General features: G+C 56.6%; 25 protein-coding genes. 11 read left to right on the top strand and 14 right to left on the bottom strand.

Features of this window, described 5'->3' with window-relative positions:
- The first annotated feature begins 108 nt into the window (after positions 1-108).
- From BN1130_RS17565 to pseI, 3 genes are read left to right on the top strand one after another with little or no spacing between them, the layout of a single operon-like run.
- A complete protein-coding gene (locus BN1130_RS17565) occupies positions 109-1,053 on the top strand; it encodes a hypothetical protein (RefSeq protein WP_042043554.1) in 945 nt (314 codons plus the stop codon).
- Positions 1,035-1,598, top strand: coding sequence for a UDP-4-amino-4,6-dideoxy-N-acetyl-beta-L-altrosamine N-acetyltransferase (pseH, locus tag BN1130_RS17560; RefSeq protein WP_042043552.1), 564 nt, complete (start codon positions 1,035-1,037; stop codon positions 1,596-1,598). Before BN1130_RS17565 ends, pseH begins: the two co-directional genes overlap by 19 nt.
- Positions 1,595-2,635: a pseudaminic acid synthase gene (gene pseI / locus BN1130_RS17555; protein WP_042043551.1), complete on the top strand. Its 1,041-nt coding sequence runs from the start codon at positions 1,595-1,597 to the stop codon at positions 2,633-2,635. Before pseH ends, pseI begins: the two co-directional genes overlap by 4 nt.
- Positions 2,636-2,852: 217 nt before the next feature.
- On the opposite strand, the gene BN1130_RS17550 is transcribed toward pseI, so the two are convergent.
- The 7 genes from BN1130_RS17550 to BN1130_RS17520 all read right to left on the bottom strand — a co-directional run bounded on the left by BN1130_RS17550 (position 2,853) and on the right by BN1130_RS17520 (position 10,125).
- Positions 2,853-4,940, bottom strand: a complete 2,088-nt coding sequence (locus BN1130_RS17550; protein ID WP_042043549.1) for a motility associated factor glycosyltransferase family protein — start codon at positions 4,938-4,940, stop codon at positions 2,853-2,855.
- The gene (locus BN1130_RS17545; protein ID WP_232302049.1) at positions 4,940-5,266 is read right to left on the bottom strand and encodes a hypothetical protein; all 327 of its coding nucleotides are present in this window, start codon (positions 5,264-5,266) and stop codon (positions 4,940-4,942) included. Before BN1130_RS17545 ends, BN1130_RS17550 begins: the two co-directional genes overlap by 1 nt.
- Complete coding sequence (fliS, locus tag BN1130_RS17540; protein WP_042043547.1) at positions 5,263-5,685, bottom strand: flagellar export chaperone FliS; 423 nt, start codon at positions 5,683-5,685, stop codon at positions 5,263-5,265. Before fliS ends, BN1130_RS17545 begins: the two co-directional genes overlap by 4 nt.
- A gap of 20 nt (positions 5,686-5,705) precedes the next feature.
- Positions 5,706-7,106, bottom strand: coding sequence for a flagellar filament capping protein FliD (fliD, locus tag BN1130_RS17535; RefSeq protein WP_042043545.1), 1,401 nt, complete (start codon positions 7,104-7,106; stop codon positions 5,706-5,708).
- 33 nt (positions 7,107-7,139) lie between these two features.
- Positions 7,140-7,601 (bottom strand): flagellar protein FlaG, encoded by a 462-nt coding sequence (locus BN1130_RS21380; RefSeq protein WP_042043543.1) that lies wholly within the window; start codon positions 7,599-7,601, stop codon positions 7,140-7,142.
- A gap of 35 nt (positions 7,602-7,636) precedes the next feature.
- Positions 7,637-8,554 (bottom strand): flagellin N-terminal helical domain-containing protein, encoded by a 918-nt coding sequence (locus BN1130_RS17525; protein WP_042043541.1) that lies wholly within the window; start codon positions 8,552-8,554, stop codon positions 7,637-7,639.
- 650 nt (positions 8,555-9,204) lie between these two features.
- Complete coding sequence (locus BN1130_RS17520; RefSeq protein WP_042043539.1) at positions 9,205-10,125, bottom strand: flagellin N-terminal helical domain-containing protein; 921 nt, start codon at positions 10,123-10,125, stop codon at positions 9,205-9,207.
- A gap of 386 nt (positions 10,126-10,511) precedes the next feature.
- Here BN1130_RS17520 and BN1130_RS17515 point away from each other — a divergent pair, with 386 nt between their 5' ends.
- The 5 genes from BN1130_RS17515 to BN1130_RS23265 all read left to right on the top strand — a co-directional run bounded on the left by BN1130_RS17515 (position 10,512) and on the right by BN1130_RS23265 (position 14,197).
- On the top strand, positions 10,512-11,144 hold the full coding sequence (locus tag BN1130_RS17515) for a trimeric intracellular cation channel family protein (protein WP_042043537.1): 633 nt from the start codon (positions 10,512-10,514) through the stop codon (positions 11,142-11,144).
- A gap of 113 nt (positions 11,145-11,257) precedes the next feature.
- On the top strand, positions 11,258-11,647 hold the full coding sequence (locus BN1130_RS17510) for a hypothetical protein (protein WP_042043536.1): 390 nt from the start codon (positions 11,258-11,260) through the stop codon (positions 11,645-11,647).
- A gap of 283 nt (positions 11,648-11,930) precedes the next feature.
- Complete coding sequence (locus BN1130_RS17505; RefSeq protein WP_026437470.1) at positions 11,931-13,130, top strand: tyrosine-type recombinase/integrase; 1,200 nt, start codon at positions 11,931-11,933, stop codon at positions 13,128-13,130.
- Positions 13,127-13,942, top strand: a complete 816-nt coding sequence (locus tag BN1130_RS17500) for a PDDEXK nuclease domain-containing protein (protein WP_232302047.1) — start codon at positions 13,127-13,129, stop codon at positions 13,940-13,942. The genes BN1130_RS17505 and BN1130_RS17500 overlap by 4 nt, the downstream gene beginning before the upstream one ends.
- Positions 13,943-14,197 carry a hypothetical protein gene (locus BN1130_RS23265; protein ID WP_232302045.1) on the top strand — a complete coding sequence of 85 codons (255 nt, stop codon included), beginning with the start codon at positions 13,943-13,945 and terminating at the stop codon, positions 14,195-14,197.
- 11 nt (positions 14,198-14,208) lie between these two features.
- Here the strand turns inward: BN1130_RS23265 and BN1130_RS17495 are convergent, their stop codons facing one another.
- The 7 genes from BN1130_RS17495 to BN1130_RS17465 all read right to left on the bottom strand — a co-directional run bounded on the left by BN1130_RS17495 (position 14,209) and on the right by BN1130_RS17465 (position 20,857).
- Positions 14,209-14,418 (bottom strand): KTSC domain-containing protein, encoded by a 210-nt coding sequence (locus BN1130_RS17495; RefSeq protein ID WP_042043535.1) that lies wholly within the window; start codon positions 14,416-14,418, stop codon positions 14,209-14,211.
- 47 nt (positions 14,419-14,465) lie between these two features.
- Positions 14,466-16,349 carry an ATP-binding protein gene (locus tag BN1130_RS17490; RefSeq protein WP_198135306.1) on the bottom strand — a complete coding sequence of 628 codons (1,884 nt, stop codon included), beginning with the start codon at positions 16,347-16,349 and terminating at the stop codon, positions 14,466-14,468.
- Complete coding sequence (locus tag BN1130_RS17485; RefSeq protein WP_042043534.1) at positions 16,327-17,655, bottom strand: SIR2 family protein; 1,329 nt, start codon at positions 17,653-17,655, stop codon at positions 16,327-16,329. Before BN1130_RS17485 ends, BN1130_RS17490 begins: the two co-directional genes overlap by 23 nt.
- A gap of 80 nt (positions 17,656-17,735) precedes the next feature.
- Complete coding sequence (locus tag BN1130_RS17480; RefSeq protein ID WP_042043532.1) at positions 17,736-19,457, bottom strand: ABC-three component system protein; 1,722 nt, start codon at positions 19,455-19,457, stop codon at positions 17,736-17,738.
- Positions 19,454-19,705, bottom strand: a complete 252-nt coding sequence (locus tag BN1130_RS22695; RefSeq protein ID WP_026437464.1) for an ABC-three component system middle component 6 — start codon at positions 19,703-19,705, stop codon at positions 19,454-19,456. The genes BN1130_RS17480 and BN1130_RS22695 overlap by 4 nt, the downstream gene beginning before the upstream one ends.
- Positions 19,702-20,622, bottom strand: coding sequence for an ABC-three component system protein (locus BN1130_RS17470; protein ID WP_042043597.1), 921 nt, complete (start codon positions 20,620-20,622; stop codon positions 19,702-19,704). The genes BN1130_RS22695 and BN1130_RS17470 overlap by 4 nt, the downstream gene beginning before the upstream one ends.
- A 43-nt stretch (positions 20,623-20,665) precedes the next feature.
- The gene (locus BN1130_RS17465) at positions 20,666-20,857 is read right to left on the bottom strand and encodes a type II toxin-antitoxin system RelB/DinJ family antitoxin (protein ID WP_034713134.1); all 192 of its coding nucleotides are present in this window, start codon (positions 20,855-20,857) and stop codon (positions 20,666-20,668) included.
- Positions 20,858-21,544: 687 nt separating this feature from the next.
- Here BN1130_RS17465 and BN1130_RS17455 point away from each other — a divergent pair.
- The 3 genes from BN1130_RS17455 (at position 21,545) to BN1130_RS17445 (ending at position 25,265) form a co-directional block, all read left to right on the top strand.
- Positions 21,545-22,375, top strand: a complete 831-nt coding sequence (locus BN1130_RS17455) for a DUF932 domain-containing protein (protein ID WP_042043529.1) — start codon at positions 21,545-21,547, stop codon at positions 22,373-22,375.
- 80 nt (positions 22,376-22,455) lie between these two features.
- Positions 22,456-24,522: a ParB/RepB/Spo0J family partition protein gene (locus BN1130_RS17450; protein WP_042043528.1), complete on the top strand. Its 2,067-nt coding sequence runs from the start codon at positions 22,456-22,458 to the stop codon at positions 24,520-24,522.
- A gap of 311 nt (positions 24,523-24,833) precedes the next feature.
- On the top strand, positions 24,834-25,265 hold the full coding sequence (locus BN1130_RS17445) for a ClbS/DfsB family four-helix bundle protein (RefSeq protein ID WP_269745816.1): 432 nt from the start codon (positions 24,834-24,836) through the stop codon (positions 25,263-25,265).
- Positions 25,266-25,710: the final 445 nt, after the last annotated feature.

Raw genomic sequence — 25,710 nt, 5'->3', positions numbered from 1 at the left:
AACAGGGACAGTGCCCCCGCTCTCTTTGAGCGTCAATCCGGTATGAAAAGCACCCAAACTATGACAATTGATGGTGAACCTGCTCAGCCAATATTCAAGGTGAGCTAGATGCTGCCGCTCTGGATCTTCAGTGAAGGGGACAAGGCACGGGGCTTAGGTCACCTCAGTCGCTGCAGCGCCTATGCCGCCGCCTGGCGGCAACAGGGCGGCACTGTCCACTGGGTGGTCGAGGGCGATGAGCTGGCCAGCGCCATGCTCAAGGAGGAGTCCGTTCGCTGGGGCAACTGGCAGCAAGAGCCCATCTCCCCACAGCAGGCGGTCGCCATTGTCGACTCTTATTCGGCGAGCCTGACGACACTGCAGAGCATAGCGGCGGGTTTTGTGCGGGTGATTTACCTCGATGACACCGAGCGCCTGGACTATCCAGAGGGGATGGTGATCCATGCCAGCCCCGGTACCCCAGGCAACAAGTGCGGTGCCGCCCTCTGGCAGTGGGGACCGGGTTGGCAACCCCTGCGCCCTCCGTTCTGGTCGGTTCCCGCCCGAACCCGGGTTCCCGAGCGCATCGAGCGCATCCTGATCATCATGGGGGGAACCGACGTGCGCGACCTGACTCCAGGGCTGGTCAGCTGGCTACGCCAGCACTGTCCGGAGGTGGAGCTGGACGTCGTCATCCGGGAGCACGATCCGCGGCTGTCGGGATCCAGGCAACATCACCGCCTCGATGCCAGCCAGATGGCCGCTCTCATGTGTCGCTGCGATCTGGCCATCAGCAGTGCCGGACAGGTGACCTATGAGCTGGCGCGCTGCGGTCTGCCGGGCCTGCTCATCGGCGTTGCCGACAACCAGGCCAGCCAGCTGGCTGGCTGGTGCGGTCCGGACGCCTTCCTCCCGGGCGGCTGGTGGCATGATGCCGGCTTGCTCTCCCGGCTGGAACAAGGGCTGGCAAGACTGGCAGCACCGGACGAACGCTCCAGACGAGCACGCAAGCTGCAAGCGCTGATGGCAGGAAACGGCACCCTGGAGGCCCTCTCATGGCTCAACCAGAGATAGATCTGCAGCGCCGCTTCGAGCTGGCCGATGTCACCCTCATCCCTTTTTCCATGCTGGACGAGCAGCAGCTAGTGGCGGTCTGGCAGATGCGCAACCATCCGGAGATTGCACGCTGGATGAACACTGGGGGTGACATCAGCCTGGAGGCACATCGCGCCTTCATGGCACGCCAACACCAGGAGACCCGCAACCTGAACTACCTCTGCCAGGACCCCCAAGGCGAACTGGGTGTACTCTCCCTGCACCGGCTGGATTGGCACAATCGCATCGCCTGGCTCGGGATCTATCGCAATCCCTGGCGCAGCGAGAAACGGCTTGGTCCGCGCCTGTTGGCGGCAGTAAACCAGCTGGCATTTGAGGTAGCACAGCTGCATACCCTCAAGCTGGAAGTCGCGGCGGACAATGAAAGAGCCATTCAAGCCTATCTGAGAGCAGGTTTTCGCCATGAAGGCGCCTGGCGGGAGGCGGTCTATCGCCCCCAAACAACAAACCATGTCGATCTCGTGCTGATGGGGATCACTGAACAGGAGTGGACACATTCATGACCCAAGCCATAGCGAGCGCCATCAATCCGGAGCGCTGCTTCATCATCGCCGAACTGTCTGCCAACCATGGCCACTCCCTGGAGACGGCGCTGGCCACTGTGCGGGCAGTCAAGGCCTGCGGTGCCGATGCCATCAAGATCCAGACCTACAGGGCCGACACCATCACCCTGGATTGCGACAATGAGTATTTCCAGATCAATCAGGGCACCATCTGGGATGGCACCACGCTCTACAAGCTCTATCAAGAGGCCTATACCCCCTGGGAGTGGCATGCCGCCATCCAGGCCGAGGCGCAGAAAGAGGGGCTAGTCTTCTTCTCCACCCCCTTTGATGTCACAGCGGTCGATTTTCTGGAAGACCTCGATGTCCCTCTCTACAAGATCGCCTCGTTCGAAATCACCGACATTCCCCTGATCGAATACGCGGCCAGCAAGGGCAAGCCGATGATCATCTCAACCGGCATCGCGACCCTGGCCGACATCGATGCTGCCGTGCAGGCCTGCCGTCGCATGGGTAATCAGGATATTACCCTGCTCAAGTGCACCTCCTCCTACCCCGCTCCGGTGGAGGAGGCCAATCTGCTTACCATCCCGAATATGCGACAGACATTTGGCGTCAAGGTTGGCTTATCGGATCACACCATGGGGCAGGCCGTGGCCATGGCCGCTACCGCGCTCGGCGCTCGCGTGATAGAGAAACACTTCATTCTGGATCGTACCCTGGGTGGGCCGGACGCCTCCTTCTCCATGACCCCGGACGAGTTTTGCCATATGGTCGAGGGGATCAGGCAGGTTGAAGCCGCCCTGGGGGAGGTCTGCTACAGCCTCAATGACAAGGCGATGGCAAACCGGCACTTCTCCCGCTCACTCTTCGTCTGTGAGCCGATGAAAGCCGGAGAGGTCTTTACCTCCCGCAATGTCCGCTCCGTCCGACCTGCGGATGGATTACCCCCGGTTCACCTCCCCTCCCTGCTGGGGCGCCGTGCAAGCCAGGATATTGCCGCAGGAACACCGCTGGATTGGGCTCTTATATCCTAGTCGTGTTGTTCCCCACATCCCTGCGGCTTGAGTGGCGCTCATTGCAATCGTGGTGTTCAGATCAACATCACCCTTTTCGAGCCAGCTAACTTGCCCCGGCTGCATTAGAGATCCTCAAGCCAAACGCAACACTGTGTTTACATCATGAAAATCTGAGTAAACCCCTTTATTAAAACTGTGCCGACCACTAGGTCGGCACTTTTATTATATGAAGCTTTTATTTTCTGAACAGCGCCATCACTTCATTATCAATCATATCGACACTATCGAATGCTCTTGGATACATTTCTCTCGCCTTTGACAAAAACTCCAACCATAAGTCAATCGCGGGCTTCATCAAAGCCAGCGTTTTCTCTTCATTTTCAAATGAATAGAGAATCGAGCTCAGTATGGTAAACACATAATTCATCGAACCTATCATAACTTGTGCTATATGTTGCTGCCGCGTTGCAGAGATACGGGAAAGGTAGCTAAAGTTTCTCAGCATCAACTGATTTATTTCATTGCGAGATGAAAACTCTTGCTGCCATTCCGTTGTCATTTTGTCGATAAAATAGTTGAAAGAATCGATGCCAAGCAGGGGTTCAAAATCAATTTTTGACAAGGGAATTTCGGAGCAGAGCCCCACAATCTCGTCAATCAGATTTACCTTATCAATTCGATTGGACAACATTATTTCAGAGCTTGGCAATGGTCTGGTTTTTTCAATTTTAGCGCCATTACTGCAATTAAAGCATTTAACATCAATATTGGCTGCCAAGACTTGTTCTATGACACGGCGTGAGGTATCAAACATAATATTACTGGTGACCACACCGCCAAAGTTTCCTTCACGCTGCCATTGGCTACCGCCATACATCATCTCACCCAAAGCATCAGCGTTTTCTTCGCTATTATAGTATGAGCTATGCTTGGAATGGTGATGCCCCTTGTCCTTGAAACCATTGTCCAAACCAAATAAATAGATGTTTTTGAATCCAAGATATATAGGTGCACTGACACCAATGTTTCCAACCATGGGATTCACACCGCCAACTGCAGCGTAATGTGTAAGCTCTGGAAAGTTATTATTATAAACAGTCAGCCCAGGTTCATTTAGTTTAAACATGAGGGCTGACTTATCAAACAAGGTCGCACAGTCAGGATGAATAACATCGGTACTCAAGAATAAAATGTCTCGAATATACTCAGGATCATTTAAATTAACCAAAAAATCATACACTATTTTTGTACGCTCAGTTGCAACATAAACATCTGGTTTGACACCAATTTTATGCAACGCAGAAATAGCGCTACCACAAGCAACCAAGATGGCTTTGCCTTGATTCGCCTTAATGGTCTCTATTGCACCATCCAGGGAAGGACCATTACCGATCACAAAAACCGGCATTCGTTGATATTTGGATGAAACAACTTTATTTTTCTGCAAAAATGGTACTGAGCGTTCAATGTTAGCTATAGTATGAGACAGTGCAATCAGGTTATCGTCAAAAAAACCCCACCCCATTACTAACAGGAAATACTCTTGCTTGACCTTTTCAATCAATCTTTTTATTTTCTCGTCCTGATAGCCCCACATAATTAAAGCATTTGCGACGAGGAAAGAGCCTCGGCTGTGAATAGCTGACGAGAAGTCCTTCACTATGGTCTGCTCATCCTGCCCTAACAGAATGTGTAATCCGAGATTCTCTTGATGTAAATAAGCAAGCAAAGGGGCCCAATCAAAGCAGAATAGCGATGCATAAAATAAATCTAGATCAGGCTCAAATAGGAAGAGAGTACCAACTTTGCACTGTTCATAGAGATAACCAAGGTGATAACCCAGCCCGACACCAAATACCAACGCACTCGGCAGTTCATGGGGAACCTTGCTCCACTTATGTTCCCGAGTGGATATATCATCAAGGTAGGCATTCAGTTTATTGAGGTATTCAACGTGCATGAAACCTAGCGGATTGGCCTCCTGAGTAAAGGATAGTTTTGATAACCCGCCCTTCTCCATAAACTCCTTCACCAGCGTCTCACAGATGAGATAAGGTTCTGCGCCATAAACCGCTATGTCATCATCTAGCCAGGCTAAATTTGGCTGACCGTTCTCATTGCAGAAGAATCTAAAAGGACGCATGGGCTGATATGTATCATACATCTCTGCAATGTGAGGAATATATTGGCGAAAGGCTGCCAGGTTCTGCTCAAAGCGCAGTGGCAACGCCTTTGCCATCGCGGCTTCCTGCTCAGCTTGCTGTTGCAGTCGCAGCGTCTCCTGTTCCGCTTTTGCCAAGCTCGCATCAATATTGACTGACATCAGAACTCCTTGCTGTTCACTCGATAAGCTTGCTCGGCCTTACTGGCTCTCCCGACCTGAGCCAGTTGTTTAAAGATGGCTTGATGATGATGGGTAGCCAAGGCTGTCATACTCTCTTCCTGTATGGAAACTCTCGCTGCCAAGGTAGAAATTCCATGCTGTTGACTCGGATCATCTTTAGCCAGTTGCACCAGACACCCTATCAAAGCCTGTCGGTCATCCATGCACAACAGCGCCTCGTCATAACGCTGCTGTTGCAATAGATCCTCCATCAGTCGGGCATTTTCCAGCAATGCCTCATCGAGGGAAGCCAAGGTGCCGATCACAAGTCACCCTTCTGCTTTCTCATTTGATAACCTTGTTGTTTCTCTGCATCGGGCAATTGATCCCAACCGGATTTGATGGTCAGCATCAGTCCCATCACCTCGTCGAGTGGCGCTATATCCCGTGCCAGGCTGGCATCCCAGATACGCTCATCCATGTAGGAATAGAGCCCATGCAGATCGTCAGATATGGCTCCCTGACTCATGTCCAGCGCATCTTGTAACCCATGCAGCAACCCTTGTGCCTTGGAGACGGCGACGGATTTTGCCGCCATGTCACCCCGCTCTATGGCCCCTTTGGCCTGAGCCAATCGCTCCAGGCATCCTTGCATCATCAGCTGGATGACGCGATGAGGGTCCGCGGTTGCCAGATCCGCTTCGAGGTTATTCGAGGTATAGGCTTTTATATTGCGGTTATACATATTTCAATGCTCTCGATATATCACGCTTTCTGATAATTCATCTGCAAGGATGACAGTGCAGAGGCCGAGTTATTCATTTTTACCAATAAGGCATCCAGGCTACCGTATTGAGCACGCAAGGCTGCTTCATATTTAACCAATTGTGCATTAGAGGTCGCTTCTTTCTGATTCAGACTACGCAGATCAGAGTTCAGGGAATCAGTACGCTGCGCCAGCATGCCCCCTGACTTGGTATACTCTTTAAGCCCTTTGCTCAGAGAACCCGCAAGGCCATCTTCATTGCCAAACAATGCAACGACCTGATCGAAGTTTTTATCGACCGCTTCACTAAATTTGTCTTTATCGAGAGAAAGCTTACCCTTGTTGTCCATCTTCATGCCGATCTCGAAGATGGTCGAATAGGTCGAACTGCTGCCAGAGGGACTGACCACCAGATTGCTCATGAAGGTACTGATGGCCCGCGTCGTGGAATCCCCGGCCAAGGCACCGCCGTCATCCTGCTTCACCCCCCCAACAAAGCTGTTGCGTTTGCCGAGCGTCCCTATCTTGTCCTGCAAGGCGTTGTAGCCATCGACGAATTGCTGCACCAATGCCTGGATGGAGGTCTTGTCCGTCGTGATATCCACCTTGTTGGACTTCAGATCGCCATTGCTATCCTTGTCAGATACCCGCAGCACCGTCAGCTTTAGATCCTGAATGGTGTCATCGAAGACATTGGTATCACTCTTGAGGACGTTGCCATCAACCACGATCTCGGCGCTGCCCGCCGCCTGGGTCTGGCTCATGGCACTGCCAGCGGTGCCGGCCGAGAAGATATCCAGCTCGGCGTTATCGCCTGTGATGGTCAGATCCTTGCCATCTCCCGACACACCCGAATCGATGATGAACTTTGCCTTGCCATCCGCGGTATTGACGATGTTGACGCTAAGGCCGAAGTTATCGCCATTAGCGTTGATGCTCTTGCGGATATCTTGCAGGGTGTCGCCCGCTTTCACATCCACCTTGAATTCCTTGTCACCCGCCTTGAACGTCAGCTGGCCATCCTGGGTGATCAGGGATGTGGTGGAGCTGTCAAACACCCCTTCTTGCCGGCTCGTCTGTGCCAACTTATTGACGGTGATGTTGTACTGACCGTTGGAGCCGCCACTCTTGCTCTCCATCTTCAGCACAGGATCATCTTTATTTTGCGTAATATTGATGGCCCGTTTGTTAAACGCACCAGGGGCGCTCAACTTGTCGAGGATATCGGTGAGAGATGAAATTGAGGACTTGAGTTGACCGATGCCAGACAAAGTGATCTGGGTACTGTTTTGCTTGGTGATGATCGGCTGCTGCAACTGGGCCTTTTTGGCGGCGACGCTCGCCGAGATCACACTTTCAAGATCGATACCCGATCCTGCACCGGCGGAGGTTATCGCCATAACATGCTCCTGTCTGTCAGCTAAATAATAGGGTCACACCTGACCATCAAACAACAATCCCGACAGGCCAGACCCATCGTGACTACCTTGTTCCATTGCCTGCAATCTTTTGCTTATCAGCAACATCTCTTCGCTCGGGATTTGGCGGATCACTTGTTTGGTCTCCACGTCTATCACCTTGATCACAGGCTGTTCGAGCTCAGGTACCAGGCTGAAGTTGATCGTCCACCCTTTCACCTTGCTCAAATTGTCCAACCTTTCTTGCAATTCTTGGGCCTTTTTTTCTACCTCAGCCTTATCTACGCCTATTTTTGATGTATTGGTGTGCGCGGGCGGCTCCTGCGACACCTTGCTTTTCGGCTCGACACTTTCCTGATCGGCCACCTTATCCTCAACAGAGGCTGATGAGCGAGAAACAGACATGGCGGCCTGAGGGCCGCCATGTTGGGTTAGCGTCGAAGTAACAGAAGGCATCACTATAGGTTCATTGGCCATCTGTTGCTCCTCATGTCATGGTTGACGGTGGTGCCTTAGCCCAGCAGTTGCAGTGCGGACTGCGGGCGTTGATTCGCCTGAGCCAATATGCTGGACGCCGCCTGTTGCAGGATGTTCTGCTTGGTCATGTTGGCGGTTTCAGTGGCAAAGTCTGCATCACGGATCCGGGAGCGAGCTGCCGATACGTTCTCAGATATATTGGACTGGTTACGAATGGTGGAATCCAGTCGGTTCTGCACCGCACCCAGCTCGGCACGCTTGCCATCGACCACTTCCAGCATGGCATCGGCAGCGGCCAGCACTTGCTGAGCATTGCCCTGAGAACTGATGCTGATACCACCAGCACTGCCACCAGCGAAAATGGCTGAAATGCCGGTAGCAGTAGTTACACTGCCTGCTGGACCGGATATCACATCCACAGTAGTACCTGCCGCTGCCGCAATCCCCGAAATGCTGAAGCCACCCGCCTGACTCAGGCTAAAACCGATAGTCTGGTTAGCATCGGCGCCCACTTGGAACTTACCGCTATAGTTGCCGTCGAGCAACTTGGTCCCGGCGAAGGTGGTGTCTTTGGAAATACGGTTTATTTCCGAACCCAGCTGATCCACTTCCTTTTGCAGGGCGGCACGATCTTTATCCGAGTTGGATCCGTTGGCAGATTGTTGAGCCAAGGTACGCATGCGCTGCAGCATGCCGGTCACTTCATCCATGGCCCCTTCAGCGGTCTGCGCCAAGGAGATGCCGTCGTTGGCGTTACGGTTGCCCTGATCCAGCCCGTTGATCTGGGAGGTCAGACGGTTTGATATCTGCAGACCGGCCGCATCGTCTTTTGCGCTGTTGATACGCAGGCCGGATGCCAAACGGGTGTAAGAGGTATCCAGGGACTTGGAAGTGTTCATCAAGTTACGCTGGGCGTTCAGTGATGAAGTGTTGGTATTGATAAACATGGCCATAAAAAATTCTCCTGATGAACAATAAACTGCGGGCTCTGTTTGCATCAATGCAGTCAGGATCCCACCGTGCAGATGGACAGCTTGAACGGGTCTGTTCCATCTGGCGGGCCCATTGTCTGAACAGGACATGGAACCCGCAGTAGCGCAAATGTCGGTCTTCCGAACACCCCTCTATTTGCTTCACTCTCTGTAACGGCAGGCTCATCAGAAGCTTTAGGAAATTTATTGCCGCCCTGACACTTTCAGCGGCAACCCCTCTCCCCCCGATGAAGGAGAGAAAGCCAGGGCAAGGAGATAGATATGCAGTGCAGAGACAAACAACCCTTGGCCATAGTGCTGGCACTCTGGCAAACCGGGCCACACACCTGGCTTGCTATTATATTGGCATGGTTCATGCTTGGTTTTTAGGGTCGCCGGTTTTCCGGCGCCCATAAAAAAGGCCGACAGTGTCGGCCAAAGAAGAGCTTACGCTCAGGAGAACAACCTCGAATGTGACAGACCGAACAATCTGCGCGACACTCGAGGGGTAGTACTAATAAGATATTTCTCTGCTGATTGAACAAGGCGTATATCCGAACACCCCATTGTTCCATCTTATTTACCAGGGCGGCCTGAACAACCGCCCTTTTTCTTTATTCGTTACTTACCACTTAGTTCTGCAGCAGGGAGAGCGCAGACTGCGGACGCTGGTTGGCCTGAGCCAGAATGCTGGAAGCCGCCTGTTGCAGTATGTTCTGCTTGGTCATGTTAGCAGTCTCGGTGGCAAAGTCCGCATCCCTGATCCGAGAACGAGCAGCACTGACGTTTTCGGAGATGTTGGCCTGGTTGCGAATGGTTGAATCCAATCGGTTCTGCACCGCACCCAACTCTGCACGCTTGCCATCGACCACTTCGAGCATGGCATCTGCCGCCGCGAGCACTTTTTGAGCATTGTCCTGAGAGCTGATGCTGATACCGCCAGCACTGCCACCAGCGAAAATGGCTGAAATACCGGTAGCGGTAGTGATACTGCCTGCTGGACCTGATATCACATCCACAGTAGTACCTGCCGCTTGCGCAATCCCCGAAATACTGAAACCACCCGCCTGGCTCAGACTAAAACCGATAGTCTGGTTGGCATCTGCGCCGACCTGGAAGGTGCCACCGAAAGATCCATCCAGCAATTTGGTGCCAGCAAATGTAGTCGCGCTAGAGATGCGGTTAATCTCGCTACCCAGCTGATCCACCTCTTTCTGGAGAGCCACACGATCTTTGTCGGAGTTGGATCCGTTGGCGGATTGCTGGGCCAGGGTGCGCATCCGCTGCAACATGCCGGTCACTTCGTCCATGGCCCCTTCAGCGGTTTGAGCAAGGGAGATACCATCGTTGGCGTTGCGGTTACCCTGATCCAGACCGTTGATCTGGGAGGTCAGGCGGTTGGAGATCTGCAGACCGGCCGCATCGTCTTTTGCGCTGTTGATGCGCAAGCCGGAGGCCAGACGAGTGTAAGAGGTGTCCAAAGATTTGGTGCTGTTCATCATGTTGCGCTGGGCATTGAGCGATGAAACGTTGGTATTGATGTACATACTCATAACTATTCTCCTAAGCTATTAAATTTTATCTTTAATTCACTCAGGCTTTATTTTTTTCTGTGCCTGATATGTTCTGGTTAACGGCGCTTTTTGAGAGGACTTTAGCGATTTTTTCGCTGTTCGTTCCATTCTCGCCGCTTAACCTATTTATCGGTCCGTTATCGTCAGACTTAAGTAAATAAACGAAAAAAATAACGGCTGAACGCACATCGCCGTCACTGCGGGCATGATCCGGGTCAGTCGCCTCCCCCGTCGCAAGCCTGCTATCAGGCGCTGAGGACGCTCAAAGCGCGGCGGATCTCTCAATTTCACATGGTCGGACTTGGCGCTTGCCCATGCAGCCTCTAGAATCTGCGCCCCTCTTTTGTTCGAGTCGATGTTTCTCCATGCAGAGCCTGGTTGATCAGATTGTCTATGTCAGCGACATGTTCGGTACCGCCGTGTTCGCATTTTCCGGCGTGCTGGTTGCGGGCCGATTGAGGATGGACGCCTTTGGCGTGTTGGTACTGGCGGCAGTGACCGCCATCGGCGGTGGCACTATTCGTGACATGATCCTCGGCGCCACCCCGGTATTCTGGGTGCGCGATACCCTCTATATCTGGGTCATATTGCTGACGGCCCTGCTGGGCATGTGGCTGGTTCGCCTGCCCAAGCGCCTGCCCTGGTATGTTCTACCGGTGGCGGATGCCTTTGGCCTGGCGCTCTTTACGGTGATCGGCGCCCAAAAGGCGCTCCATTTTGGCGCATCCGGCCTGATTGCCGTACTGATGGGCACCATGACAGGGGTTGCCGGCGGCATGATCCGCGATGTATTGGCCCGGGAGATCCCCATGGTGCTGCAAAAGGAGATCTACGCCACCGCCTGCATCCTCGGCGGCATCGTCTATACGGTGGCACTCGAGTGCAGTCTGGATAGGGTGCTGGCCATGTTTATCAGCATGGCGGTGGTATTTGGCCTGCGCGTGGCCGCTATCTACTGGCATCTCTCCCTGCCAACCTTCAGCCTGCAACGGGGCTAGCGGTCGGCGCTGACGCCTGCATGGCCATGCCTGAATGACAAAAGCCCGCCTGATTGAACCAAGCGGGCTTTTCTGTTGTCATAGAGAGCAGTCATTATCAGGCAGGAACCTTCATGCAAAAATTCGGGATCATTACCTCGCTGCTGCTCATAGTGACCACCATGGGTGCCAATGCCCAGCTTCTGTTTGGTCGACTGGCCTCCACGCCGGTGCAGGAATTCAATCAGCAGATCCGCCTGGCGAGCAATAAACAGCAGACCTGGGTGAATGACTACAGGGCCATCGCCTTGCGTTTCGTGGGCCATGCTGACGTACCGAGCCGGATCCAGGCGCAACAACTGGATAATGATCTGGTGCTCTCGGTTGCCCTCGATGGCAGCAAGAATGACATGCTCTACATCCTGACCCTGTTTCGCAGTGACAACCTCTGGCAGATGCGTCAGGCCCAGATGGGCTGGCGTTGCCAGGGTCAATCTACCTTCACTCCCGTCCCCTGCCCCTAGGCCGCTGACGACGAGCAGGAGACCCTCATCGCCATACAGCTCGGCTCCGATCACGATTCAGGCAGCTCGAGTCCAATAAAAAATCCGGCCATAAGCCGGATTTTTTATTTCACGATGACTCCAGCACCGAAATTCGCTGGACTACGCCACAGCCAGATACAGCAGGTTTATCAATAACTTAGGCGAGTTCAACATATGCCGGTGCTTTCCGAAACCTGACCTGACTTCCGACCGCCTGACTCCTATCCGGCTCTTGGAATCCGGGTCTTCCCAAGGAGTCATCATGGCTAAGATCAAACTCACTAAGTCCGCTGTCGACGCAGCGCAACCCCAGGCAGAGGCCGTCGAACTCAGGGATACGCTGGTCCCCGGCTTCCTGTGCAAGATTACCCCGGCGGGTCGCAAGGTGTTCATGCTCCAGTATCGGACGAACGCTGGCGAGCGCCGCAAACCCTCGCTAGGGCTGTACGGGGAGCTGACCGTCGAACAGGCGCGGTCGCTGGCGCAGGAATGGCTCGCCCAGGTTCGCCGAGGCGGCGATCCCGCCGCGGAGAAGGCAGAGGCGCGCCAGGCCCCCACGGTCAAAGAGCTATGCACGAAGTTCATGGAGGACTACTCCAAGAAGCGCAACAAGCTCAGTACCCAGGCCGGCTATCAGGCCGTCATCAATCGCAACATCATCCCGCTGCTAGGCCGCAAGAAAGTTCAGGACGTGAAGCGTCCTGACATCGCAGGGCTGATGGAGAAGCTCTCGTATAAGCAGACCGAGGCGAACAAGGTCTTCAGCGTCTTGCGCAAGATGTTCAACATGGCCGAGGTATGGGGCTATCGGCCCGACGGCACCAACCCATGCCGTCACGTCCCAATGTTCCCTGCCGGCAAATCAACCCACCTCATCAGCGATGAAGAAATGGGCGACTTGTTCCGGCAGCTCGACAAGATCGAGTCGGAGGGACTAGAGAACTACGTCATCCCTTTGGGCATCCGCCTGCAATTCGAGTTCGCTGGCCGTCGCTCGGAAATCATTGCGCTGGAATGGGACTGGGTTGACCTGCAGAACCGGCGGGTCGTCTGGCCTGATAGCAAGACCGGCGGCATGTCCAAGCCCATGAGCGAGGAAGCCTATCGGCTACTCTCGACGGCACCCCGGCAGGAGGGCTGCCGCTACGTGCTGCCTTCTCCGAGCCACGCCGGCAAACATCTGACCACGGGCGAGTATTACGGTGGCTGGAGCCGTGCGCTCAAGGCGGCTGGCGCCACGCACGTGGGCACGCACGGCATCCGCCACCGTTCGGCGACCGACATTGCTAATTCGGGCATCCCGGTCAAGGTCGGCATGGCGCTGACGGCGCACAAGACCGTCGTGATGTTCATGCGCTACGTCCACACCGAGGACAAGCCGGTGCGAGACGCGGCCGAACTGGTGGCGAATCGTCGCAAGACGATCACCGGGATGCAACGAGCCAAAGAGGTGGCGGCATGACCCGGCACAAGGCGTCTGTCACGTCGCCAGCAGCGCCGGTGGCGCTGCTGGGCGACATCCGGGCACTGATCGAGGCGTCGCACCAGCGCGCCGCTTCAGCGGTCAATGCCGAGCTGACCTTGCTGTTCTGGCGCATCGGTCAGCGCATCCATACGGAAGTGCTGGCCGGGCAGCGGGCCGGGTACGGCGAGGAAATCCTGCCAACCCTGGCCGAGCAGCTTGCCCGTGACTACGGGCGGGGTTTCGGGGAGAAGAACCTGCGCCGGATGGTCAAGTTCGCCGCCACGTTCCCTGACGAACCAATTGTCGCGACACTGTCGCGACAATTGAGCTGGTCGCATTTCGTCCTGCTGCTGGCGCTCAAGGAGCCGATGCAGCGGGACTACTACGCGCAGATGGCCGGCGTCGAACGGTGGAGCGTTCGGACACTGCGCGAGCGCATCGACTCGATGCTGTACGAACGCACGGCGCTGTCCAAGAAGCCGGACACGATGATTGCGCAGGAACTGGCGACCATGCGCGACGCGCAGCGCATCTCGCCCAGCCTGGTCATGCGTGACCCGTACATCCTCGACTTCCTGGGCCTGCGCGACACCTGGCAGGAGGGCGACTTAGAGGCGGCGATCATCCGCGAGATGGAATCCTTCCTGCTGGAGCTGGGCGTGGGCTTCACGTTCGTGGCTCGACAAAAACGCATCCAGATCGACAACGACGATTTTCACCTTGACCTGCTGTTCTACAACCGCAAGCTGCGCCGACTGGTGGCGGTGGAATTGAAGGTCGGGGAGTTCAAGGCGGCGTACAAGGGGTAGATGGAGCTTTACCTGCGCTGGCTTGACAAACATGAACGGGAGCCGGAGGAAGCCTTGCCGCTCGGCATCATCCTCTGCACCGGCAAGAAGTCCGAGCAAATCGAACTTTTGGAGTTGGACAAGTCGGGCATCCACGTCGCCGAATACCTGACAACGCTGCCGCCGCGCGAATTGCTGGCCGAGCGACTGCAGCAAGCTACAGCCCGTGCTCGACTGCAGATCGAGCAGCTTGGCGCTGGCAAGGGAAAGCGGTAAGTGTCGTTCTATTAGAGCTTTACAAACGAGTATCGATTTTTGATATTGGCGTGGAAATATTTCCCCTTTGAGTCTGAGCCGATGAACGCGTCATATTCACCTTGAGGTACGTCCGAATAGTCGTATACAGATCCAGTATTGAACTCAATTTCAAGGGTTTGAGTATCTGCGTCATAGCCGATTGCACAGATGTCGGTTGAGGTTACTGGTGTACGTTCCATAGTGCGTCATCTCCATTGGGTGTAATAAAACTTTTGGCTTACGGGGGTTATTTCTCACCAGCATTTGGATCTTGCTTACGCCAGGCCTCCACTAGGGGCTTGTAATTTTCATTCTGTACCGGCTCAGTCCAGCCGCCACTCCGAATACGGTTCCCGTCAGCACCCTTGGGAACAACTACCACAGGATCGTCGCTATCAGGTCGTCGGCCTTCTGGCGGACGGTCGATGATTGCCCGTATCGGCATGTTGACAGCCTCTCCCACAATCAACGCCTCGCCGGTGCGGAGAACAGGTAGCATCGAAAAGAGACCCTTAAGATTATCCGATGCACATGAGGTAACTTGAGCACGATCTGAGTCATTTGTCAGACGTAGGGCGATGACCGTGCCACACTGCGAAAGGATCGTAGTGTCTATTTCGGAAGGACGCTGGCTGACCAGCATTAACCCAACTCCATATTTTCGCCCCTCTTTCGCGATGCGCCGCGCGGCAGTAGCTGCGCGGCTCTTTGACTGAGCACTGAGATACACGTGCGCTTCTTCCATGACGACAAGTAACGGCCTTTCTCGACCTCCCTCTGGTTTCGTCCTTCCCCAAAACACCGCGTCATAAAGAATTCTTAAAACGGCCCCAACCAAATCATCTACAACGGAAGTTGGAATTCCCGACAGATCGAATACTGAAATTGGAGTGTCGGCCCCTATCCACGCTGAGAGCAGAGCATCGAGATCTGACGTTGTAGTGCCGTCTTTCGCGACAGCCCATTCACCAGGGTTGAAGAGGAATTGCATGCGTGGATCGCGAAGCTTGCTTTCCAACACATCCAGGTGCGGTCGCGGCGCATCAATGTAGAGCCCGCCATAAACCTTGTCGGCACCTGCCTCTGTTGTGATCGGACGGAATCGAGGACGCACGAGCTGGTCGCCATCGCCGGTGGCCTTTTGGGGAGGAGCACCGTCTTCGATATAGACTCGCGTGGCCTCAGTCTGGTTTTGGTTCTTGCTAACGCTATGAGTCGCGCAATGCAATGAATACAGGTCGTGCCAGAGCTGGTAGACAGAGAACGGAAGCGGTGTATCGACGGTGACGCTGAGATCAGGCAAGGCATGTGGGATGCCACCCGGCTTCGATGCCCTTTTGCTGGTCAACAACCTTTCTTGCAGTAACGCGAGGGGCGTTCCTGATACCGGACCCATCGCCAACGAAGTAAATTCCTCCGCTGTGAGCGCCCAAAATGGAACATGGAGTTCCCGCTCCCCTGCGGCGGTATCCGCCCCAACCCTAAATACACGGGCCTGATCGCCAAATGCCTTCGCATACTCACCGTGAAGGTCAAACAATACGACGCGAGCAGACTTGAACCGAGTTTGATCGGAAATAGCACCAAGTAGATTCGCCACGGCATTCGACTTCCCAGAGCCAGTGCTTCCCACCACTGCAGAATGACGGCTGATCAAGCGATTCATGTCGATGTATGCGCGGATCGACTCGGCGCTGGCGACGCGCCCAACGGCGACATAGCCATCTTCGTCTCCAGGCGCATAGACCGTTTTCAAGTCCGATTCGGTGACGACATGGGCAGAGTCGCCGATGGAGGGGTACTGTGCGATGCCGCGTTCAAACTTTGTTCCCCGGCGTCCTTGGCCGACGAGTTCAATCCTAAGCCATCGATTGCCGAATTGAGGCGCGAGTTCCGGTGGACCAGGGGCGGCGCCAGCTCCAACTTGTGAGATCACACCATAGAGGTCTACATATCCAGATGGAATACGGACAAATCCCCCGACTTGTCCGACGCGATATGCCTCACCATTGACAAATAAGAGTCCGCCCGGTGTGCTCTCCGCAAGTTTCACACTCACGCTTGAGCCGTTCACATCCTCAACAGTACCAAGCCGTGAAGGGTCGAGATTAGACGATGGGCTGCGCATCATGATTGCTCCCACCACAAAGTTGTTCGAGAAAAAGACCAAAATAGTGGAAGTCTCCGAGACGGCTACGTGGCTGAAGTTCTTTGGGATCGCCACCGGCGGCCGCTTCTTCCATCAGCCACGGCGTGTGCTCGTGGCCTCCAATGGTTCCGGGACGGTAAAGCCCCACGCGCGTTCCTACGACTGCTCCGTCCCAAGCCAGAACGGTGAGGTTGCTCTGTTTTACTGCGTAGTCGACAACTCTCGAATGTTGTCCGAGACCTGAATACATCAGCGCAAAGCATTGAGCGTTCCGGTTGCCCCGCAATCCATCTAGCAAAACTTCATTGAGGTGGTCGTCGAGAAAGGAATATCCGCACACAACAAGCCTGGGAGCATCCTTCCCGTGGAAAAATGCCCTTAGTCGATCAAGCATTGCGAGATATGGCATGCGACGGCTTTGGTCGTACTTGAGGTGCGAAGGGAAGATCATTACCTTGCCTGCTGCGGCCTCACGTGTGACGCGAACAACGCGCGTAATCTTCGCCCCACTCACGATTTCCTCGCTCTTCTCCCAATTGATGGAGCCGTGTAGCTTCCACAGCCTCGTCCACCTCGCGGGAATTACGTCGTGCTCGATCGACGCCAAATCGAACCATGGTTCTCGTGAGCCAACAAAACCATCGAAGTGCGGTAGCGGATGCTGTTCAAGCGCCTGTTCAAAAAGCAGGTCATAGTTAGGCGTAAATATTTCCGCTGGAGCATCACGTTGAACGCCACCGATCCACGATGCAAAGCGATTGTATGAACTGCGATAGGCGGGGAGCGGCTTACGCATCTCAGTTGCAATCAGTGCGCAGACTTTGTTATCCAGGTCACTTAAGTTCTCCTTCGACATTCCCAAAATCTCGGCAGTCCCGCGCCGATTGGCCAGAGTGCGCAACTCTGTCAATACGTCTTCAACGGTCGGGTCCTTGTCATCGGATGGTTTGCATTCCACACACAATGCATCCCAATGCGCCTTGAACTTTGATGTGGCTCCGGAAGCGCTGTCGCTTGCCTCCAGCCCGGCAGCGACCCGCTTCGTCAGTTCGACGATGGCCGGGATTAGCACGACGCTGTCTTTGCCGGCCGCATCGTAGATTCCAAGCGGGCAACCCGCACCAAGGAAACAGCCGATACGCTGCTTGTCATCTTGGAGCACCTGCCGCAGATTTCTTGCTTGCTGCGCTGCGTCGTGGAGCGCTGGGAATGGAAGTGCAGACGTCGGTGCGGCGGCGACAACAGGTGCGGCAACTGGGGCAGTGCTTGCGCTTGGGGGTTTTGTCATGATTTTTAGGTCCCTTAATTTTTTTCGTTAGGCCCCGGCAACGCGTTCACACTCAGGCCTTCAATTTTCTAAATACACCTCTATCCAAACCGAATTCCGAACAGCCCACCATCTTCCGTGGCATCGGTCAAACGCGTTGGAAGCACATGGTCATTGAGATCGAAGCCATCGATGGTTTCTTTAAAGGCGTCGTCTTCATTCATCGTCACGATGTACTGAAAACCAAGTTCCTGCGAAATCTCCGAACCCAAGCGCAAGGCGCTGATCACCTGCCGGCCGTCAACACCGTCGAACAGGTGGCTGTCATGGATCAAGAAGCCGGGTCCTATTTGCCGCTTGTGGCACAAGCGCATAAGCATCATGTCGAAGCAGAAGATCTGCATGTTCTTGATGCCCTTGCTGCGTTGACCCTGCATCGGAAACTTGAACATCGGGCCGTTGGAGGTTTCGTCGACGGTCATGCTGCCGGCCGACTCGTAGAGGCGTTGCGACGTTTCCTCGAAAGCGACGATGGCTTCGGCCAGCCGATCCTTCTGCTCGGCAAAATCGCGACGCAGCCGGATCGTGAGCCGGTTGCGCTCGATCTCCAACTCGTTTTTCGTGCCTTCGAGCTGCTCGGCCGCTTCGAAACGCTGCCGTAGGGATTCCACTTCCGATTCCAGGCGACCTAATTCCCCCTGCAACTTGAGGAACTGATCCAGTGCGCCATGACTCCTGAGGATGCCCATGATCTCCGCACGTCGCTGATCGAGTTGCGCTTTCTGGCTGTCGCGCAACTCGATGCGTAGCTGTGCCGCTTCAAGTTCGCTGGACAAATAGTCCTTACGATTGCGCACAACCGATTGATGGAAGCTTTTCACATCCTCGTATCGACGCTTTACGAGGCCTGGAAGTGCAACGCCCGCTTCCTGATAGATCGCTTGCAGGTCTTCCAGATCCGGTGGGATTTCGGAGGCCAGCGCGCCTTCGAGGTCGCGGATGGCTGCGAAGTCTATGGTGTTGGCATTGGCCAGTTCATTGAGCTGACGCGTCAGCTTGGCGCTTTCGACTTCCAGTTCCCGGTACTCAGGTAATACTTGGAAGGTTTCGATTTCCGAATAGAGCTTCTTGAGGCGAGATTCCTGCAGGGTTAACTGCGTTCGCAAATCAGCGGCCTTGCCGATGATTGATCCGAACGCCCCCGTACCCGCCGCCTTCTTCAATTCTTCCAAGGTCTTTTCACGATCACGAACCGCTTGCCAATCGCGCGCGATCTGCCAGTCGAGCCCAAGCAGAAACATCAGCGCCATTTGCATGTCGCCCGTTCCCTGCATGGTGGCCTGCTTCTCTGGCGTAGTGAACGCGCCGCTCATCTGGCGCCGCACAAAGTAGGCAAACAATGACCGAAACGAAGGGGGCTTGCTGCCTGCAGCTTCGAGACTGCTCAGGCCGAACATCTCCTCACCGAGGAACGTGACCCAATCGGTTGCCGATAGCTTGCGCTTGGCCTCCGGGGGCGTTGTAACGTAGATCTTGGCTTTGGCACTACCGCTGCGCTCGACGACGGTACGCGCATCTTTCAAATCGAAGTCCATGCCGAAGGTGTATTCGGCCAACTCCGGCGTGCGGAAGATGGAATCAGGACCGGCTTCCGAGCCGGTCAGAAAATGAACTGTTTCAATGAAACTCGTTTTGCCTGCGCGGTTGCGCGTTTGCTTGGTACTTGCGCCTTCGGTTTTTTGGGCAAGCAGCACGTTCAGACCTGGCTTCAAATCGCCGAGATTCTTGAAGGTGGGCAGCGTGCTGAAAAGATGGTGAATCAAGCTTCCCTCCGTGCCACAAGGCCATTTTCAAGTTCGATAGTTCCAAGGGAATACAGCAGGTCCAGCGCAAGCACGAACCAGTCGTAGGTTATTCGCCGAGGGCGAATGGCAACCATCCCTTGGTCCTGTCGGTTCAATTCCTCCCACAACGCGGAAACCGTTTTTGGACGCGCGAGAAAAGTCAGGACATGACCGCCCACGGTGAGTAGCGCGCGATCTTGCGGAAGATGCTTGGACGGTAGGATCATGTTGACCTCACCGCTTGGGCATCTTCGAATATCTCGCACTTGTCGAACAGATAGGCCATGACCGCCAGCACCGCCGCCTTATGTGTGGGTGTCGTGTTTACGACTCCCCCTGCCCAGGTTTCAAGCTGTCCAAAGATTTCATCGGGATGACGCGAGGGGATCGCATCCCTCAAAGACACGTATTTATTCTTGAATGCCGAGGCAATTTGTTCGCCGTACACGGGGTTCTTCCAGTTATCGAAGAACTGCGTCACCAATGGCGACTTCTGCATCCCAATCTTCAAAAAGTCGGCGACTACCGCGGATAGAAGATTTGCCTCGATTTTCCCCCGCGAGACATCTTTGACTTCACTCGTCTCTGGAGCGGGAGCAACGTTGATGTGCGTAAGTACGGCCATCAAATCGCTATAGCCCAGATTGACGTTTGCTTCCATGGTCAGCGAGGGGCCGAACCAAGATTCGAGATCCTGCAGGCTGAGCTGGCGAAACTTCGAAAGCATTTCATCCCAACCACAGTGGCCAATCTTGATCTTCGGGTTTTCTTGCGCGAGCTTGGCCAGCGCTTCGATGATGTGGGGGCCAAGGCGCCCATCGGGTGCGTTATGGACAAAAGTCCACTCACCAAAATATTTTTCCCAATGCTCTTTTGCGCCCTCGAAATCCTCGTTGATCTTTTTGATGGCTTCGGCAGCACTCAACTCATTGGGGGCATAGCTCTGAAATAGGGTTCGAGCCGATGGCAGGTACCCGTCATTTTTTCTGTCGCCGACATTGCCCCATGGTCGGCAGGCCATGAAGTCGTTCGGGTGGGCCTTCGCCATCAGTTTTTCGAACAGGCGCTGAAATCCGTCCCCCTTGGCTTCAAGGAAGATGATGCGGAAATCTTTTTCGTAGCCGAGCTGTTGTATGCGATCCATGCGGTTCAGGGCCATGACTGGTTAAGTGTTTTCAGGCACAACCTCATGGCGTCTTCCGATCCGAATGGGGAAGGACGCGATTGACGTCAAACGGCAGCGCTTTGTCCGCTGCAATGCGGGTTAGCAGCATACGGATGGCATCCGAAACAGACAGTCCCATCTCGGCCAAGACGCTGCTCGCTTCTTCTTTGATATGCCCGTCTATCCGGGCACGAACGACGTCAGTGCTAGCCATTTCATATGCTCAGAGGTGGTTGTAGCTACATTGTGGCTCATCTGGGCTTTTAAGTCATTTACTTTTTGTCACGAGTGGCATTGCATCCCGGCGTCCCGCCGTCGGGCTCGCGGGCGTTGCCCCGCGCCTCGTACCGAGTCGCGGCCATGCGGCTTTGATCCCTGATGCCTCCGGCCGTCTCTTCGCTCCTGGCCTGCGCGCGACGCTTGCCCTCCAGGGGATCGGCTGGACAGCCCATCCCCGCCGCGCCTTGCTTAGCGCCCCTCGAATGCAGCCGAACAGGTTGCACCTGATCGGCCAATAGCTAACCAGCTAGGCGTGCCGCTGGCACGCAGGGGCGCTCGCCGCGCGGCGTTGGTTTCAGCGCATCTCCCTGGCCCATCGGCCGCTGTTCGTCTTTCCCCAAGTTCATCGCTTTTTCCCGCGACCGTAGCCCGCGGTGCCTGGCCGTCAAGGCGCGCAGGGCCGAGTCCTCGCTGCGCTGCGGGCCGCACCAACCCTGCGCTTCTTCCTTGACGGCCAGTCCCTCGCTGGCCCGGTTTTTCGCGGGCGATGAACTCAGGAAAGACGGCGGCAAACAGGGACCGGCCCAGGTCTCTGCGCCGAACCAACCGAAGCCACAACGGGCTCCGAATCTTGGAATCCGGTCAGCTTTGAAACCACAGCAGCAACTCTTGGAGAAAGACCATGCAACTCGCCTCCCGCTTCGCTTCCCATTCCCCGACGCTGCGCAGCGATTCCCCGCTGTCCGACGATCAAATCCGCCGCGTGGCCCCGTCTATCTTCGCGGACGCCCCGCACGAAAGCCGCTCCGAACGGTACGCCTACATCCCCACCGCCGCCGTGCTGGCGGAACTGCGCAAGGAAGGGTTTGAACCTTTCATGGCAGCACAAACCCGCGTGCGGCACGACGACCGCCGCGAATACACCAAACACATGCTGCGCCTGCGGCACGCGAGCCAGATCAACGGCGCGGAAGCCAATGAAATTGTGCTTCTGAACTCGCATGACGGCACCAGTAGCTATCAGATGCTGGCCGGCATGTTCCGGTTCGTGTGCAGCAATGGCCTTGTATGCGGCGACACCGTAGCCGATGTGCGCGTGCCCCACAAAGGTGACGTGGCCGGTTCCGTCATCGACGGCGCTTATGAAGTCTTGCGCGGCTTCGACCGGGTGAAGGAATCCCGCGATGCCATGCGCGGCATCACCTTGGACGATGGCGAATCCGAAGTGTTCGCCCGCGCCGCGTTGTCCCTCAAGTTCGACACCACCGGCAGCAAGCCCGCGCCCATCACCGAATCGCAAATCCTCATGCCGCGCCGGTTCGATGACCGCCGTCCCGACCTGTGGAGCGTGTTCAACCGCACGCAGGAGAACTTGACCAAAGGCGGCTTGACCGGGCGCAGCGCCAACGGACGCCGCCAGCGCACGCGCCCCGTGCAGGGCATCGATTCCGATGTGCGCCTGAACCGCGCCCTGTGGCTGCTGGCCGATGGCCTGCCCCAGTTGAAAACCTGAATCCCCACGCGGCAGGGGCAGGCAGCAGCCCTTGTCGCTTTCTTCGCTGCTGCATCCCTGAATCGATAGGAGTTATCACCATGAACGCCAATACCCAAGTTTCCCAAACCGAAGCCCGCGCCATCCAAGCCCCCGCGCTGGAAGCCGCCGACCCCACGAAAAACCTGATTCTGGTTCCGCTGTCGCGGCTGGTGTCGCGTCCCACGGGCCGCAATGTGCGCAAGACCCCGCGCATGTCGATTCCCGAACTTGCCGCCAGCGTCCAGCGTGTCGGCCTGCTGCAAAACCTCATCGTCATTGCCGCCGCTGATGGCGAACATTACGAAGTCGTGGCCGGTGGCCGTCGTCTCGCTGCGTTGAAGCTGCTGGCGAAGAAACACCGCATCAGCAAGGAATGGGAAGTGCCTTGCCTGCTGGTGGCCGATGGCACCGCCCGCACGGCCAGCCTCACCGAGAACGTGCAGCGCGAAGCGATGCACCCCGCCGATCAGTTCGAGGCATTCGCCGCACTGGTGATGGAGGGCCGCAGCATCGAGGACATAGCGGCGGATTTCAGCGTCACACCGCTGGTGGTGCAGCGCCGCCTGAAACTCGCCAACGTGTCGCCGCGCCTGCTGACCGACTACCGCGCCGATGCCGTCGCGCTCGATCAGTTGATGGCCTTGTCTATCACCGACGACCACGCCGCACAGGAAAGCGCCTTCTACGATGCGCCGACGTGGCAGCGCCAGCCGTCTGCGCTGCGCGACCGTCTGACCGAGCGCGAAATCGACGCCTACCGGCATCCGCTGGTGCGCTTCGTCGGGCTGGACACCTACGACGCCGCAGGCGGCGGCATCCGCCGCGACCTGTTCGCCGAAGGCGATGCGGGCGTGTATTTGACCGATGCCGCGTTGCTGGAACGACTGGCGCAAGACAGACTGGCAGGCATCGCCGTCGAGGTGAAGGCCGAAGGCTGGGCATGGGTGGATGCCGCGCCCGGCACGACCCATGCCGACCTGCACGCCTTCCAACGCGCCCCGAGGGAACGCCGCGAACCGAGCAAGCGCGAAGCCGCACGCATCGAGAAGCTGCAAACCAAGCTGCACGAACTGGCCGAGGCCGTGGATGCCGCGCTGGACGCCGACGACGAGGAAAAGGCCGATGCCTTGCAGGAGGACGGCGAAGCCCTGGGCGAGCAGCTGCAAGCGCTGGAAGATGGCTTGCTGGACTACGGCGCGAACGTGAAGGCCGCAGCCGGGGCCATCGTCACCATCGACCGCAGCGGCGAAGCCGTAGTGCATCGCGGCCTGATGCGCGAAGCCGAAGCCAAGGCGCTGCGCACGCTGGAACGCTTGCGGCAGGGCTTCGGCAGCGAAGGCGAAGCCGGGAACGACGACGAAGGCGAGGAAGCCGACGATGCGCCCAAGACCGCAGCCATGACCGACCGGCTGGCGCAGCGGTTGAGCGCCCATCGCACGGCGGCGCTGCAAATCGAAGTTGCCCGACATCCGCAAGCCGCGTTGGCTGCCGTGGTGCATGGCATGGTGCAGAGCGTTTTACAGGAACACCGTTACGGCCACGACCTGCCGCTGGGCGTGAGCCTGAAAGTGCAAGACCGGCTGGAAGGCATGGCCCCGGACTGGCCGGAATCGCCCGCTGCTGTGGCGCTGCGCGAACTGCAACAGGTGGCGGGCGAAGCCTTACCGCAGGACAGCGCCGAACTGTTCGCCGTGTTGCTGGCGAAGCCGCAAGATGAACTGGTGCGGCTGCTGGCGGTGTGCGTGGCTTCCACGGTGGACGTGGTGACGCTCCGCGCCACGCAGCGCCAGCCCGGCGCGGAACTGGCGCAGGCCGTTGGGCTGGACATGGCGGCATGGTGGAAGCCGACCGCCGAGGGCTATTTCCGGCATGTGCCGAAGGCCACGATTCTGGACGCCGTGGGCATGTTCGCCCCGGCCCACGCCACCCGGCTGGCGAAGTTGAAGAAGGGCGACATTGCCAGCGAAGCCGAACGGCTTGCCGATGGCACCGGCTGGATGCCCGCCATCTTCCGTACCGAAGGCACGCAGCAGGGCACGCAGGATGCGGCGACGGATGAAGACACCGAAGCGCCGGAGGATGCCGCCGCCGTGGCGGATGAACCTGCCGAAGCATTCGCCGCGTGATCTTGGCCGCAGGCAAGTGCCCCGGTTCCGGCCGGGGCGCTTCGCTGTCTCATCAGCACCGGCCCCAAGCCGTGCCGCCTTGGGGCCGGTGGTCAAAAATCCGGGCGCGGCAGTGGCCGCGTCCGGTTACAAGGCTCAAAACCCAAACGCCCCTTCGCCGCCTTCGGAGAGGCGGCGAAGGGTAACGCACAAGTCCCTTGTGCAGTTTCCCCGAACAACTTCTCTATGAGATGGACGCTGTTCATTATTTCATCACGGGGCGAAAATACAGCTACGGGCGGCACTATGGCCGTAGCAGCAGGAGAATTGGCATGGCGGTGCCGCAGAACAAACAAGAGTTGCTGGACGCAATTCGCACGACTTATCAGAGGTTGGCTGCTGACCTTGCAAGCGTGCCACCTGAGCGTGCTCACGAGGCGACACTGGAGGGGCATGCGCAAGGCACGCAGATGAGCGTGTCCGATCTGGTTGCCTATTTGATCGGCTGGAATCTGTTGGTGCTGAAATGGTGCGATGGCAAAGCCAAGGGGCTGCCGGTGGATTTCCCTGAAACCGGCTACAAGTGGAACGAGTTGGGTAGGTTGGCGCAGAAGTTTTATGCCGACCATGCCGGCGTTGCCTATGCCGATTTGCTGCGGCAGTTCGCTGATGTGCATGGCCGCATCGTGGCCTTGGTGGAGCGGGAAACCGATGCCTCGCTGTATGACCTGCTTTGGTATGAGAAGTACACCCAGGGTCGATGATCCAGTTCAACACATCCTCGCCCTATGCCAATGCACGGGGGCGGCTGCGCAATGGAAAAAGGCCAACGGTATAGCCTGACGGGTCTTCGCTGCATGTTGTCATTGCATGAGTAGCTTGGCGTGTCGGCGCGATGCGCCGCCGGGCTTTCGGGCTGCGCCCCATGCCGCCAATGGCGTCACGGCCATGCGGCGTCAATCCCTCACGTCTTCGCGCCTGCGGCGCTGCGCGCTCCGCTTGCGGTGAACGCAACACCCCGCCGCAATGGGCGGGGCTTGTGGGGTTACGCCTTGGCTTGCTGCGGCAGGTTGTGCGAAAGCGTGCCGTCCTCGACGCTGGCGGTTCAGCGCAATCACGTCACGAAGGACGGTTCACGGACACGCCGCCCGGCCTCGCTATGGAGCTGCCACGCCACGCCTCAAACCCGCCGTCCAAGGCTGCGGCAGG

It is taken from the genome of Aeromonas rivuli (assembly GCF_000820045.1).
Taxonomy (GTDB): Bacteria; Pseudomonadota; Gammaproteobacteria; order Enterobacterales; family Aeromonadaceae; genus Aeromonas; species Aeromonas rivuli.
Note: the sequence above shows the minus strand (reverse complement) of the source record. Positions and strands in the feature narration are given on the sequence as shown.

Coding starts and splice junctions, on each gene's coding strand:
- pseI (WP_042043551.1), top strand. CDS start 1,595: ATGACCCAAGCCATAGCGAGCGCCATCAATCCGGAGCGCTGCTTCATC.
- BN1130_RS17500 (WP_232302047.1), top strand. CDS start 13,127: ATGACCCGGCACAAGGCGTCTGTCACGTCGCCAGCAGCGCCGGTGGCG.
- fliD (WP_042043545.1), bottom strand. CDS start 7,106: ATGGCGATAACCTCCGCCGGTGCAGGATCGGGTATCGATCTTGAAAGT.
- BN1130_RS22695 (WP_026437464.1), bottom strand. CDS start 19,705: ATGATCCTACCGTCCAAGCATCTTCCGCAAGATCGCGCGCTACTCACC.
- BN1130_RS17450 (WP_042043528.1), top strand. CDS start 22,456: ATGAACGCCAATACCCAAGTTTCCCAAACCGAAGCCCGCGCCATCCAA.
- BN1130_RS17465 (WP_034713134.1), bottom strand. CDS start 20,857: ATGGCTAGCACTGACGTCGTTCGTGCCCGGATAGACGGGCATATCAAA.
- BN1130_RS17525 (WP_042043541.1), bottom strand. CDS start 8,554: ATGGCCATGTTTATCAATACCAACACTTCATCACTGAACGCCCAGCGT.
- BN1130_RS17550 (WP_042043549.1), bottom strand. CDS start 4,940: ATGTCAGTCAATATTGATGCGAGCTTGGCAAAAGCGGAACAGGAGACG.
- BN1130_RS17520 (WP_042043539.1), bottom strand. CDS start 10,125: ATGAGTATGTACATCAATACCAACGTTTCATCGCTCAATGCCCAGCGC.
- BN1130_RS17490 (WP_198135306.1), bottom strand. CDS start 16,349: ATGATGCGCAGCCCATCGTCTAATCTCGACCCTTCACGGCTTGGTACT.
- BN1130_RS17505 (WP_026437470.1), top strand. CDS start 11,931: ATGGCTAAGATCAAACTCACTAAGTCCGCTGTCGACGCAGCGCAACCC.
- BN1130_RS17565 (WP_042043554.1), top strand. CDS start 109: ATGCTGCCGCTCTGGATCTTCAGTGAAGGGGACAAGGCACGGGGCTTA.
- BN1130_RS17495 (WP_042043535.1), bottom strand. CDS start 14,418: ATGGAACGTACACCAGTAACCTCAACCGACATCTGTGCAATCGGCTAT.
- BN1130_RS17455 (WP_042043529.1), top strand. CDS start 21,545: ATGCAACTCGCCTCCCGCTTCGCTTCCCATTCCCCGACGCTGCGCAGC.
- BN1130_RS17445 (WP_269745816.1), top strand. CDS start 24,834: ATGGCGGTGCCGCAGAACAAACAAGAGTTGCTGGACGCAATTCGCACG.
- BN1130_RS17515 (WP_042043537.1), top strand. CDS start 10,512: ATGCAGAGCCTGGTTGATCAGATTGTCTATGTCAGCGACATGTTCGGT.
- fliS (WP_042043547.1), bottom strand. CDS start 5,685: ATGTATAACCGCAATATAAAAGCCTATACCTCGAATAACCTCGAAGCG.
- BN1130_RS17510 (WP_042043536.1), top strand. CDS start 11,258: ATGCAAAAATTCGGGATCATTACCTCGCTGCTGCTCATAGTGACCACC.
- BN1130_RS23265 (WP_232302045.1), top strand. CDS start 13,943: ATGGAGCTTTACCTGCGCTGGCTTGACAAACATGAACGGGAGCCGGAG.
- pseH (WP_042043552.1), top strand. CDS start 1,035: ATGGCTCAACCAGAGATAGATCTGCAGCGCCGCTTCGAGCTGGCCGAT.
- BN1130_RS17485 (WP_042043534.1), bottom strand. CDS start 17,655: ATGACAAAACCCCCAAGCGCAAGCACTGCCCCAGTTGCCGCACCTGTT.
- BN1130_RS21380 (WP_042043543.1), bottom strand. CDS start 7,601: ATGGCCAATGAACCTATAGTGATGCCTTCTGTTACTTCGACGCTAACC.
- BN1130_RS17470 (WP_042043597.1), bottom strand. CDS start 20,622: ATGGATCGCATACAACAGCTCGGCTACGAAAAAGATTTCCGCATCATC.